Genomic DNA, 12254 nt, shown 5'->3' on the forward strand with positions numbered 1-12254 from the left:
CACCGCAGCCAACGCAGCCAGAGCTGGGCCAGGAGCAGGAGACAGATCTGGGAGACGTCACCTAGGTAAGAGATATGAAGCGGGTCGATTGGCGCAGGATCGTGGCGGCGCCTTCGAGATCGGCTGAGCGAGCCGCAAGCGTGGCGATTGCCAGCCGTCTCGGGAGCGCAGCGGAGAACTTGAGGCCGTTGAGAGCCTTCTCGTCAATCTCTGGAAGGCAGAGACGCTCGTCCGCTTGCGAAGCCGCCGCACGCCAGCCGCTTGGCGTCAGGTCTTCACGTAGCCGAATGCTGCAGTCATCGAAACGCTCGACGGGATCGATCACCTGGCCGAGCGTCGAGGTCAGGGTTGCATTGGTCCGCAGACCTGCCCAGGTCCACCACCTCAGGTCGCCATCCTTGTCGCGCACGATGACGTTGCCGCCTGGATGTACGACGTGACGCTTCTCTTCGCGCTGCCGAGCGAGCCGGTCTGAGGCTCGTTTCGTCAGCTTCACCGGTGGATCCTCGCCGAGTAACACCTCTCGGATGGCACGGGCCAGGGCAAAGCTCAGACCGGCCCACCCTGTACCCAACCAGCGTGCTCGTCCGCCAGAGTCCGCGGGCTCGACGAAACATCGCCGTCGGCGCCAGTCGACGTAGGTCACCCGCCAACTCTTGCCGGCCAGCAGGAGCCGGCGCTCGCCGTGGACCTCTTCGGTGAGCAGGCTCGGATCGATTCGGCCCACCTCGTTGCGGCCGAGCAGGACGGTGAACTCTGGCGGTCCGGTGAATACGGCGGTCATGTCCACGAAGTTCCGGCGGCCGAAGCGCGCTTCGGCTGCCGGACCGATGAAGAGCATGCCGGCGTCCTGGTCGAGGAAGCCGTGCTCGACGAGGTGACGGACGATGGGCCGGGCGCTCTCCTCGAACGGGTGTAGGCCGTTCCACGCCTGCGTCCACAACTGGTCGCCGACCCGATGTTCTTGTAGGCAGAGCGCGAGTAGTTGCTGGGCGACGATGTGTCGGGGTTCCGGTGGCGCGGCGACCGGTTCGACCCAGCCTCGGGACCAGAGGAGCAGCAGCGCGGCTGCCTCGGTGAGCGTGTCGCCTTCGCGGGTGAGGAACAGGCAATTCCGGCTGCTTCCCGGGCGCCGGCCGGTGCGTCCTAGCCGTTGGAGGAACGACGCGACGGTGGCTGGGGTGTCGATTTGGATCACTCGGTCGAGGTCGCCGACGTCGATGCCGAGTTCGAGGGTACTGGTGGAGACGATGACGCAGTCCCGCGCTTCGCTGAAGGCCTGCTCGGCGCGTCGGCGCTCGTCCATGGAGAGCGACGCGTGCGAGAGAAAGGTGGTAACTCCATGTGTCCGCAGGAGTTGCCCGAGTTCCTCGACGGTCTGTCGGGATTCGCAGAAGACCAACCGCTTCTCTCCGCGGTGCAGGCCGGCGATCACGGTTGCGGCGTTGACCAGTGAGCCGACGTAGTCCAGTTCGATGTCGCCCGGTGGCGGGCGGTCGGTCGCCGTGGCGAGGTCCGGGGCGACGACCTGTGCGGGCCGCTTGCCGGCTCCAGATCCCTGCAGCCAGGTGAGCAGTTCCCCCGGGTTGCCGACGGTGGCGGAGAGCCCGATGCGTTGTAGGGGTCTGTCGGTTATCTGGGTCAGGCGTTCCAGTACGGCCAGGAGGTGCCAGCCGCGGTCGTCGCCGGCGAAGGCGTGCACCTCGTCGATGACGACGGTCTGCAGTTCAGAGAAGAAGAGTCGGTGGTCGACTTTCGTGCTGACCAGCATGGATTCCAGCGACTCGGGTGTGGTGAGCAGGATGTCCGGGCGTTCGTAGAGGATCGATTGGCGGCGTGAGGTGGTGACGTCGCCGTGCCACAGGGCGGTGCGACGGCCGAGCCAGCCGGCGTACTGCTCGATTCGGGGTTGCAGGTTGTTGAGCAGCGCCTTGAGCGGTGCCAGGTAGAGAACGGAGGTGCCGGTCCACTGCTGTTCGGTCATGCGGGTCAGTAGCGGGAACAGCGCGGCTTCGGTCTTGCCGCCCGCTGTTGGTGCGAGCAGCAGGGCGTCTTGCCCGCCGCGCACTGGTGTGATGGCGGCGCGCTGCATCGGCCGTAGGTCGCGCCATCCGAGGGTGTTGACCAAGTGGTGCGTGACGACCGGGTCGAGGTCCAGCGGCATGTCAGATCGGCAGTTCGATGTCGTCGGCCGAGGCCGCCGCGTTGCGCTCGACGTCGGTCAGTTCGTCGGTTCGCAGCGTGAGCTGGTAGTGCTGGCGTGGATCCCAGTCGGTGAACTGGTCGACGCGGTCGAGGACGTCGGCGACGAGCTTCTTGAGGTAGATGCGGGGTGCCACGCCGACCTGACCGCCGAGCGCGCCGGTGACGGCGCGGGCCAGCATGGCGAGGTACTCGTCATCGACTCGGGCGTCGACTGCGGTGCTGGCGTAGATGGCTCGTACCCGCCGGCCGAGGTCGACGAGCGCATCGGTGGTGAAGCCGGGCAGTCGCAGTTGGGTGGCGCGGGGGTTGTCCCAGCGCGGCTCCGGGCCGAAGTCGGTGGCGAGCCGCTGGGCGAGCGGCGCGAGCCGTTGGACACCCTGTGGCCCGTCGAAGAAGGCGGGTGTCCCCGTGATGACCACCATCAGGCCGGGGAAGCGGTCCGCGTGCACTTCGTCGATGAGTTGCCGGAGTGAGTTGAGCGCTTTGTCGCGGGCGTCGGATCGGACTCGTTGCAGGGTCTCGACCTCGTCGAGGACCAGCAGCAGCCCGTGGTGTCCGCTGTCGCGCAGGACGGTGAGCAGGCCGCGCAGGAAGCTCAGTGCGGCGTAGTGGTCGAGGTCGCCCTTGACTCCGGCGGCCCGCCGGGCGGACGCGGCGACGTGCGGCTGACCGCCCAACCAGGCGGCGAGGCCGTCGGCGGTGGCGTGGTCTCCGGCGGCGGTCGCGGTCCGGTAGCCGCGCAGCGCCGCCGCGAAGCCGGGGGTGCTGCGTGAGATGTCGCCCAGCCGGCGCTCCAGCAGGTCGTTGACCGCCCGGTCGAGGGCGTCCGCGTCGTCCTCGGCGACCGCGCCGCTGGCGAGCACGTCTTCCTCGAGGGCGAAGATCCATCCGTCGAGTACGGGTCGGAACGCGCTCGGCGCGAATTGTTCGGTGCTGAGGTGTTCGACCAGCCGGCGGTAGACGGTCTCCATCCGGTGCAGTGGGGTCTCCAGCTCGGAGATCTGTACCTCGGCGGCGGCGAACCCGCGGCGTTTGGCGCGCTCGGCGAGCCATCGGGTGAAGAAGGTCTTGCCGGCGCCGTATTCGCCGCGGACCGCTTTGAAGACGCTGCTGCCTACGGCGACGCGGTCGAGGTCGTCGTCGAGGGCGGCGGTGAAGCGGTCCAGGCCGACGGCGAGGGCGTCCAGGCCATTGTTCGGGACGACACCGCGGCGCAGCGCATCGATGATGTCGCGGCGGCGGCGGGCGGAGATGTCCACGGTCACCGGGGCTCCAGTTCGAACTGCTCGATCAGCAGCGCCCGGTTGAGGTGGACGGTGCGGCCGTCGGGGTCGACGGTGAGCACGGGGTAGCCCTCGACCTGCAGCAGCCGCCGCAGGGCGGTGAGGGTGCCGTTGATGCGGTGCGCCGGGATTGCGGCGCGGGCGGCGAGGGTGTCGAGCGTGGCGCGGTCGCCGCTGCCGAGCAGGGTACGCAGGAGCGCGGCGACTCGCTCGTCGGCGAGCGGCATGCGTGGGTCGCGCCGCTGGGCGTACCGCGGGCTGGCCAGTAGCGCCGTCACCAGGTCGGGCGCAGCCGGGGTGGGCTCGGTTGCGGCGGCCGGCGCGGCGGTCGATGCGGCGGGCATCAGGTCGAAGAGGCCTTCCGGCTGGTGCTCGACCGGCCGGCGCGGTCGGCGGCGCGCCCCCGATACCGGTTGGGCCGGTGCCTCGGGGGTCTCGGGCAGTGGTTCTCGCCACCAGTCCGGGCTGGACACCGGGGCGCCGGCCCAGCCGGGTACGGCGGAGTCGTCACCGGCGGTCAGCACGAGCAGCGGGATCACGGTCTCCGCCGGCGTGGCGCCTCCGTGGTAGCCGGCCTTGCGTGGCCCGTACCGCATCTCCTCCCGCCACGGCAGGACCACGGTGCCGCCGGCGAGTGCGACCCGGCTGCCGGTCACAGTCACCTCGGCGTCGCCAGCCGGCTCGGTCGCCGGACGCCAGCGGTTCTCGTTGCTGGTGCTGGGCAACACAACCGCCTCGGGTCCCCGGTCGACGACGTGACCGTGGTCGGAGACGACGACCACCACCCGGTCGCCGGCCGAGGTGAGCAGGTCGCCGACGGCGGTGATGGTGTCCTCGCCCCAGACGGTGGTGCCGGGGTCGCTGCGGTCGAGCGCGTCGTCGATGGTGTTGACCACGGCGGCGACCACCAGCACCGAGGAGTCGTCGAGCGCGGCCAGCACCTCCGGGTCGAGCGCCGAGCCTGCCCCGGCCCGCAGCGCCGCCTTGTGCAGCAGCCGCCCCGTGGGGTAGCGCTGCTGGAACGCCTTCAGCTCGGCCTGCTGAGCGCCAACCGCGATCCGGCCGCTGAGCAGGCTGCACCGGCTGACCTCGGTGACGGTCGGCAGGGCCGCTAGGACGCCGGTCCGGGGCCCACCGTTGGGGGTGAGTTCCACCCAGGCCCCGCTGCGGGTGACAGATTCGGCCAGCTCGGTGGCGGCGGCGACGCTCATGCCGTCCATCACCAGCAGCAGCACGCGGCGGCCCTGGTCGATGATCGGCTGGATCACCCGGTCGAGTACGTCCTCGACGCGCAGCAGCGCACCGGGCTCGGTCTCGGCGCCGGTGGCGGCGGCGAGCAGGGAGGCGAATTGCTGGTCGTGCCGGGAGCGTCGGGCGTCCACGGCCCGGTGCAGCAGCCGGTACGCCTCACCGACCTGCGGGTCGGGGTCGCCCGCGAAGACGTCGAGCCGGGCCCGGTCGACCCACCCGTCCTGCCGAACCTGCCGATGCAACGCGTCGAGGAGGGTCGCCGGTGCGGGGTCCTCGGCGGTGCCGAGCCAGCGCAGCAGGCGAACGGCCATCCGGGCGGTTTCCACCCGGCGTGGTTCGGCGGCCCGGTGCGCCTCGACCGTGGCGAGCGCCGACTGGGCGCGGGCGATGGCCGCCGGGACCGCCGGGCCAGCGGCCGGTACGGCGAGGCGGACGGCGTCGGCGAAGGCCCGCAGCCGCTGGACGAAGCCGCTGGGCAAGACGGTGGAGGCACCGAGCAGCCCGGTGATGCCGATCTCGGTGGCGATGGTCTCGGCTCGTCGCAGCATCCGCATGGCCTCGGCGCGGCCGTCGTCACCAGCCTCGACGGTGCGGTAGACCCAGGCCTCGGCCGCCTCGTGCAGTGCCTCGGCCTGGTCCCGGGTCAGCGTCAGCCCGCCGAACCGCGGTTCGAGCCGGGTCCGGCCGACCGCCGCCTCCACCTGCCCGGCCCGACCGTCGGTGGGCCAGAGCAGTCCGGCCAGCAGACCGAGCGGGATGACATCGACCCCGTGTCCGGCCCGGACAGCGGCCATGATCGGGATGGCGACACGGCCGGCGATCCCGGTCAGGTACGCTGTGACGCCCTCGGCGACGACGTCCGGCAGCGTGGTGAACCGCAGTTGCTTGCTGGCGTCGGTGCTCCACTGCAGCAGGCCGCTGTCGTCGAGTTCAGCGGCGGGCAGGTCGAGCAGCTCGGCGGTGAGGCTGCGCAGCGCGTGATCGCGGGTGAGGACTGCGCCCGGTGGCGCGGGCCACCCGTCCGGCGGCGCGTGGTCGCTGAGCGCGTTGGCGACCCAGCGACCGGCCCGGACCAGTGTGGGGTCGAGGTCCTTCACGCCGCCGAACATCTGCCGGACCAGGTCCCACGGGTCGATCTTGCGGATGGTCTGCTTGCTGAGATGGGCGAGGAGCCCGTCGCCCAGCTCGCTGTCGGTCAGCTCGGTCAGCAGCACCAGCCGTTCGCCGTCGGCCCGGTCGTGCAGTGCTGCCCGGGCGGCGAGCGGGGTGGGGCACGGCACCACGCGCACTCGGGTTCCATTGACGCTGAGCACGGGGTCGGCGGGCCAGTCCGGGCGGGCCGTGAGCGCGATGGCGTCGGCCGGGTCGTTCTCGGCCAGCCACGCCTCGACCTTGCGGCGGACCGCGTCCGGCTGGGCGGCGCTCACCGGGACGCTCACGACGCCACCCAGGTCGGCTGAACACGGGCGGTCGGCGGCGGCAGGTCACTGACGGCAGCCGCCGGGAAGAGCGGGCCGGCCCCGGCCGTCATCGCTCCTCCCAGGTGATCGTGATCCGCCGGCCGGAGTTGACCGCGGCCTCGATCTCGGCGGCCACCTGGTGCCAGGTGGCCAGGTCCGTGACCTCCCGCCGCTGCTGGACGACCTCGACCGACCCCGACACACCGGCCACGCCGGCGCCACCGGGAACTGCAATCAACCCGTTGCCGTCGGTCCCGTGGCCCGCGCCTTGACCACCGGGCACCTTCACCGGGCCGGGGTCGTGGGACGGCGGCTGCGTGGGCACGCTCACCGTGCCGCCCGGAGCCGCTCCACCGCCGTTGGACTTCACCTCGGCGGTGCCGGAGCCGCCCGGCTTGGCCGACGTGTCGGCGGCGAGCAGCGCCGCGGACGCCTGCACCGCCGTCTGCAGTGCCTCGACGAGGTCCTGACCGTGCTGGTCGTGCCGGGCAACGTCGCGGAGCTGCCCGATGATCCGACGGGCCTGCTCGTCGTGTGCAGCCCGAGCCGAGATGGCCTCGAGCAGCGGCCACTGGTGACCCTGCCGCAGCGCGTCGTTGATCCGCGCCGCCTGGCTGAGCACCTCCCCCACCGCCTGGTCGTCGACATCGCCGAGGTCAGCACGGGCGACCGTCTGCACCAGCACGACATCGTCGCGTTCGCCGGCCACGTCGGTGACGAGCCGGGCGGCCCGCCGGGCAGTGGCGAGCCGGCCGGTCGCGGCCGCAACATCGAGGCCCAGCACCTCGGCGTGGGCGGTCAGCGCGTCGACGAGGTCACCGGCCGCCTTCTTGCGCTGGTTGGCCCCGTCGCGCAGCGTTCCGGCAAGGGTGCCCAGGTTGGCCGGCGTACGCCAGACGGGCAGCACCCCACCGAAGATCGCGGCGCCCCGCCGCACCGCGCCCGCCCACGCCTCCTCGTCCGGCATCGGCGGGTGCCGCAGTTCCAGCTCGTCCCGCACCCCGGCGACGTTCGCCACGTCGACCTTGCCGCCGTGCTGGTACCAGGCGAGCTGCTGCTCCAGCCCGAACACGAGGATGATCAGGTTCTGCAGGTCCCGGTCGAAACCGAACGCGGCCGGCTCGTCGATCAGCCGCCGCAGCACGTGCACCGGAAAATGATCCTTGTAGCCCTCGTTGGCGGCGGCCTGGAGCAGGTGCTGGCTCCACCGGCAGGTGGAGGTGGTCAGCACGTACCGGCCGTCGACCAGTTCGCCGAGGCGCAGGTTGTTGCAGATCCGTCGCAGGGTGCGCTGGTCGGCGGGGTTGGGCACGCTGACGCCCCGGGCCGGGTCGGCGGCGGCCTGCTTGGCATACTCCAGGACCTTGGCCAACTCGCCCCGGGTGACCGGCTTCTCGTCATCCGGCATGGCTGGGCGGCCCGGGTAGGACCAGGCGAGGAGTTCCCCGGTGAGGTTGTGGAACGCCTCGGCGAGGGTGCCGCCGCGCGGGTCGCCGATGTACAGGCCCTCGGCGAGGGTGTGGAACACCCCGACGGCGTCGTCCTGCACGTCCGACCCACGGGAGGTGGCCGACCCGTACGCCTGCATGAGGGCGCTGAGCAGGGTGCCGCGCAGCTGGGTCTGGCGCTGCTGGAGGTAGACGCGGCCCTGCTGCCGGTCGGCAAGCGACCAGTCGGCGGCCAGCGAGTTGAGCCGGTCCCCGGTGCCGTTCCCGAGCAGATAATTGATCTTCGCGAGCTGACCGACCTTCCCCATCAGCTCGTCGGTCAGGTAGAAGGGCAGCCAGAAGACCGTGCGGGAGCCGCGTTCCAGGCTCTCGATCCGGGCCCGGTCAGCGGCACGCTCGTAGCCCTGCGGGTCGAACGGGTAGTCGATGATGATCCGCCACGCCTCGCCGGTGGCGATCAGCGCCGAGACCGGCATGGTGTCAGGGTCGCGGACGTTGCCGAACTTGACCTGGACGGTGTGCGAGCGGCCACGCCAGGGCCGCGAAACCAGCAACTCACCGAGCTGGCCATCGGCCCCGCTGATGCCCATCTCGGCGGTGACCAGATCGCGGATGAGCTGCTGCCGGACGCCGGTGGTGGTGGCCTCGTCCTCGGGCACCAGGTCGAGCAGCTTGTCATAGTCGACGGTGTGCAGCTTGAGCGAGACGACCGGGTCGGGGGTCTTGGTCAGGTGCAGCTCGCCGGCGCCGTCGGCGACCCGGTTGAGCCGGTTGAGCACGATCTGCCGCTCGTAGCCGGGGATCGGCGAGGTGATCGAGCCGAAGTTGAGGGCGTGCAGCTTGGCGGCGGTGAGGTTGTGCAGCGCCGGCACCTCGGGCACCAACGCGCCGAGCAGCACCGTCTTGATCAGCTTGTCGTCGAGTTGGAACTGCTGGTGCCCGGCTGCCTGCTCCTCGGTGATGCCGTTGAGGTTGAGCAGGATCGGCCGCAGCTTCTGCGTGTACAAACTCCGGGCCGACTGGAAGAGCTGCTTGAGCTTGGGCCGGTCGGGCAGCTCGCCGTGCAGGACGAGGGGGTCGAAGAGCGCGGCTACCCCGATCAGGTCGTTGACCTTCAGGGTGTCCCGGCGCGCGACGAGCAGCTCGGTCATGACCTTGAGCGCGGTCCGCTCGCGCTGCAACGCCTGCGACAGCGCCACCAGCGTGGCGACCAGGGCCGGCGAGAACGGGTAGAGCTTGCGGAAGGCGGAGGCGTCCGAGCCGATGCCGGCGTCGCCGTACTGGGCGCCGAGCAGCAGCGTGTCCCACACCTCCCGGTTACCCTTGACGGCGGCGAACGCATTGTCGATGACCGCGCGGGCCTCGTCGTTGAGCGGCTTGAGCAGTCGCTTCTCGGCGATCTCGGGCAGGTTGGTGTCGGCGAGCGCGATCTCCCCGAACCGGCCCTGCACGCTGCGCATGACGTGCGCCAGGGCCTCCCGCTCGGTGCCGCCGACCTGGGGGCCGAGGAAGTCCTCCAGGTTGCGCTGCCGGGCGACGAACGAGATCAGCGGCAGCGGCCGAGTGGCGTCGGCGGACTCGACGAGCTTGTTCAGCTTGGCGCCCTCCGTGTTGACGAAGACGTGGTCACTGATCTTGGTGGAGAGCCAGAGGATCAGCTCGTCGAGGAAGAGCACCAGCGCGTCGTACCCGAGGGACTTCGCGTGCCGGGTGATCACCGCTAGGCCGGTGTCCAGATCGAGGTACTCGCCGCTGCGGACCGCGCCGGTGAAGAACGTGCTGGTCAGCGCGCTGACCAGCCGGTCCCGCTCTTCCGTGCCGGGCGGTGCCGCCGCCGCGGCGGCATAGCGCTCGGCCGTCCAGCCGGTCGCTCGGGTGACGTGCGCGGCGAGTCCGGCGCCAGTCGCCAGAGGCGCGCCGTCGTCATGCAGCGCGGCGAAAAACGCCTCGTCCCCCATCCGCTCGCGCAGCCCGGCGGCGTCGCGGAGCAGCGCGTCCGACCGGTGTACGGCGGGAACGGGCGCCTCGGGGTGCAGCGCGGTGATCTGGTTGAGGTACCCCTCCAGGACGGCCTGCTCGACCGAACGCGCATCGAGCATATGGAAGGTGAGGGTGAGCAGCCTCCGGTCCCGCAGCCACGAGTCGGCCGCCAGCACCGGCTCGGCCAGGCCGCGCACCTGCCGCGCCTCGGGATTGTGCTGGAGGATCTCCCGCAGCACCGCCATGAAGTGCGACTTGCCGGAGCCGAACGAGCCGTGCAGGAACATCGCCTGCGAGCGGCCGGTGGTGACCGCGTGGCCGATCCGTCGCAGCGCCTCGGCGAAGTTCTCCCGAAGCTGGTCGGTGACCACGTACCGGCGCAGGTCGGCGCCCTCGGCCGCACGGACGACGAAGTCACCGTCACCGACCGACGTCGGGATCTCGATCACGTCCCGCAGCAGGGTCATCACCGCTCCTCGTACCGCCGCTCCCGGTGACGCCGGCGTCACCGGCGACCCGACGATCCTAAGGTCAGGAAGCGTCAGGTCCCAGCCCACCCACGCCGCTTGCGCCGGAGCGCGCCCGTTCAGCGCCGCCGTGGCCGCCGCGAGCACTCGCCGTCGTGGTCCGGCCAGAGCAGGCAGCGCCGGCCGCCGGGCATGATCCGGTCGCAGAAGACCCAGTGGCGTACGTTCTGGTCGTCCTCAGCCGAGACGGTGGTGCCGCCGGGGTCGAGCTGCGGCAGGACGTGCGCCCAGTGCGCCACCACCCGAGCGAGCCGCTGCGCGGAGAGCAGGTCGCCCGCGGCAGCGGGCAGGTGAATGACCCAGCGCTCGGTCACCGGCCATACCCCCGCTCGTTGCGGACGCGGGCCTGCTCGGACTGCCAGCGGCGCAGCGCGTCCTTGACCCGATCGGTCTCCCGCCGGCTGCGCGCCAGCGCGTCGTAGACGGCAGCCAGGTCACCGGCGACCCGGTCGAGGAACTCCCCCACCTCCTGCGCGTCGAGCCCGCGCCGGCCCAGCGGCGCCGACCGGAACCGCCACTCGCGCACCTGCCACGGCCGCAGCGGATGGTACGCCGCCGAGCGGTAGCAGGTCGGCCCGTGCACCGACCGCTGACGACGCCGGGCACGCCGAAAGAAGACGCGCATGACAGCACCTGCCTCTCACCGTCGAGATCGACCCGTGGATGAGGCAGGCCCACCGGCACGCCCCGCACCGGCGGACCCACCCCGGCACCTGCCACCGCAGCCTCCGATCAGCAGTACGGCAGCAAGGCCCGATATGACCCCTGAGCAGAACGAACTCCACAGTGGCCGCATGGGCAGTGAAGCAGTGCATCGAACTAAATGCAACGTCTAACAAGCATCGTCTTACGATGACTCGATACGGCTAAGCAAACACAACGTGACATGTCTATTGTTTCTGATACATCGGCGGCGTTTAATTGAGCAGGCGCACGTCAACTTTGAGCAGACCACCGGAGGCACGGGTGTCACAGACCGTCACGGGATCGACAATGCTTCGCCGGCAACTCGGCAGGAAGCTCGAAGCGCTTCGCAAGGCCGCCGGGCTGACAATGGAGAAGGCGGCCGACGACCTGGACCGAGCGCGAGCAACCCTCTACCGAATCGAGAGCGGCGCCGAGAACGTCCGCTTCCGTGCGGCGGACGTCAAGGAGATGCTCAAGCTCTACGGCGCTTCGGACGAAGACACCGAGCTGGTTCTAGCGATGGCAGCGGCAACCCGGGAGAACAAGAACTGGTGGCACGACTACATCGGCTCAGGCCTGCCGCGCTGGTTCCAGCTCTACATCGGCCTGGAAGCTGCAGCCTCCAGCATCAGGCAGTACCAGGTGGAGCTTGTCCCCGGCCTGCTCCAGACTCGCGCCTACGCCGAGCAACTCTTCCTGATGCCCAGCGGCGCGATCGAGGCAGAGGACCGCGAGGGGCAAGAACGGGCCATCCAGCTTCGGGTCGAACGGCAGACACTTCTCACCCGCTTCTCCGCCCCGCAACTAAGCGTGATAATCAACGAGGCCGTGTTGCGCCGCCCAGTCGGTAGCACCACGATCATGGCTGAACAACTTCAGCAGATCTTGAAGGCCGCGGAACTACCGAACGTAACCGTGCAGGTGCTGACTTTTTCTGCCGGGCTGCACGCCGGGGCGATGTCCGGAGCCTTCTCGATCCTGGAGTTCCCGCGGGACAGCAACGGCAAGGAGGTGGAGCCGCCGGTGGCGTACCTGGAAGCCGCGACGGGAGCGATTTACCTCGACAAGCCGCATGAGACCGGCGCCTACAACGCCACCTGGGCCGACATGGCGGGTCGCGCCTTAAACCCGTCTCGGTCCAAGAGCCTGATTCAGCAAGTCGCAGAGGAGTACTCCCGTGCCTGACCTCACCGGTGCCGTCTGGCGCAAGTCGAGCCGCAGCAACAACGGCGGCGAGTGCGTCGAGGTCGCCGACAACCTGCCCGGCATCGTCGGGCTCCGCGACAGCAAGGACCCGACCGGCCCGGTGCTGAGCTTCTCGCCAATGGCCTGGGCCACCTTCATCGACGCCGTGAAGGCTGAAGGTCCGCGACCGTAGTGATGGTCGAGCGCCGCAATCCCTCGCCTCGGCGT

The 12254-nt window shown here is 70.4% G+C and carries 8 protein-coding genes; 2 read left to right on the forward strand and 6 right to left on the reverse strand.

The genetic code is table 11. The features are described from left to right. Positions 1–61 precede the first annotated feature (61 nt). The 6 genes from DLJ47_RS23520 to DLJ47_RS23545 all read right to left on the reverse strand — a co-directional run bounded on the left by DLJ47_RS23520 (position 62) and on the right by DLJ47_RS23545 (position 10779). Complete coding sequence (locus DLJ47_RS23520; protein WP_109902815.1) at positions 62–2164, reverse strand: DEAD/DEAH box helicase; 2103 nt, start codon at positions 2162–2164, stop codon at positions 62–64. A 1-nt stretch (position 2165) separates the two neighbouring features. Continuing rightward, positions 2166–3470, reverse strand: coding sequence for a BREX system ATP-binding protein BrxD (gene brxD, locus DLJ47_RS23525; RefSeq protein ID WP_109902817.1), 1305 nt, complete (start codon positions 3468–3470; stop codon positions 2166–2168). Next, entirely contained in the window at positions 3467–6178 is a 2712-nt protein-coding gene (pglZ, locus tag DLJ47_RS23530; RefSeq protein ID WP_109902819.1) for a BREX-2 system phosphatase PglZ, read from the reverse strand. The genes brxD and pglZ overlap by 4 nt, the downstream gene beginning before the upstream one ends. 88 nt (positions 6179–6266) lie before the next feature. Further along, complete coding sequence (locus DLJ47_RS23535; protein ID WP_109902821.1) at positions 6267–10094, reverse strand: phage resistance protein; 3828 nt, start codon at positions 10092–10094, stop codon at positions 6267–6269. 119 nt (positions 10095–10213) lie between these two features. After that, a complete protein-coding gene (locus DLJ47_RS23540; protein ID WP_109902823.1) occupies positions 10214–10468 on the reverse strand; it encodes a hypothetical protein in 255 nt (84 codons plus the stop codon). Further along, positions 10465–10779 (reverse strand): DivIVA domain-containing protein, encoded by a 315-nt coding sequence (locus DLJ47_RS23545; protein ID WP_109902825.1) that lies wholly within the window; start codon positions 10777–10779, stop codon positions 10465–10467. The genes DLJ47_RS23540 and DLJ47_RS23545 overlap by 4 nt, the downstream gene beginning before the upstream one ends. 368 nt (positions 10780–11147) lie before the next feature. On the opposite strand from DLJ47_RS23545, the gene DLJ47_RS23550 reads away from it, so the two are divergent. Together DLJ47_RS23550 and DLJ47_RS23555 are read left to right on the forward strand one after the other, a co-directional pair. After that, positions 11148–12026, forward strand: coding sequence for a helix-turn-helix domain-containing protein (locus tag DLJ47_RS23550; protein ID WP_199235980.1), 879 nt, complete (start codon positions 11148–11150; stop codon positions 12024–12026). After that, a complete protein-coding gene (locus DLJ47_RS23555; RefSeq protein ID WP_109902829.1) occupies positions 12019–12219 on the forward strand; it encodes a DUF397 domain-containing protein in 201 nt (66 codons plus the stop codon). Before DLJ47_RS23550 ends, DLJ47_RS23555 begins: the two co-directional genes overlap by 8 nt. Positions 12220–12254: the final 35 nt, after the last annotated feature.

The organism is Micromonospora sp. S4605 (assembly GCF_003176715.1).
In the GTDB taxonomy this organism is placed as follows: Bacteria; Actinomycetota; Actinomycetes; order Mycobacteriales; family Micromonosporaceae; genus Micromonospora; species Micromonospora echinaurantiaca.

What these genes read in the sequence shown, in the direction of transcription:
- DLJ47_RS23520 (WP_109902815.1), bottom strand. Translation starts at nt 2,164, where the DNA reads ATGCCGCTGGACCTCGACCCGGTCGTCACGCACCACTTGGTCAACACC.
- DLJ47_RS23535 (WP_109902821.1), bottom strand. Translation starts at nt 10,094, where the DNA reads ATGACCCTGCTGCGGGACGTGATCGAGATCCCGACGTCGGTCGGTGAC.
- DLJ47_RS23545 (WP_109902825.1), bottom strand. Translation starts at nt 10,779, where the DNA reads ATGCGCGTCTTCTTTCGGCGTGCCCGGCGTCGTCAGCGGTCGGTGCAC.
- DLJ47_RS23550 (WP_199235980.1), top strand. Translation starts at nt 11,148, where the DNA reads ATGCTTCGCCGGCAACTCGGCAGGAAGCTCGAAGCGCTTCGCAAGGCC.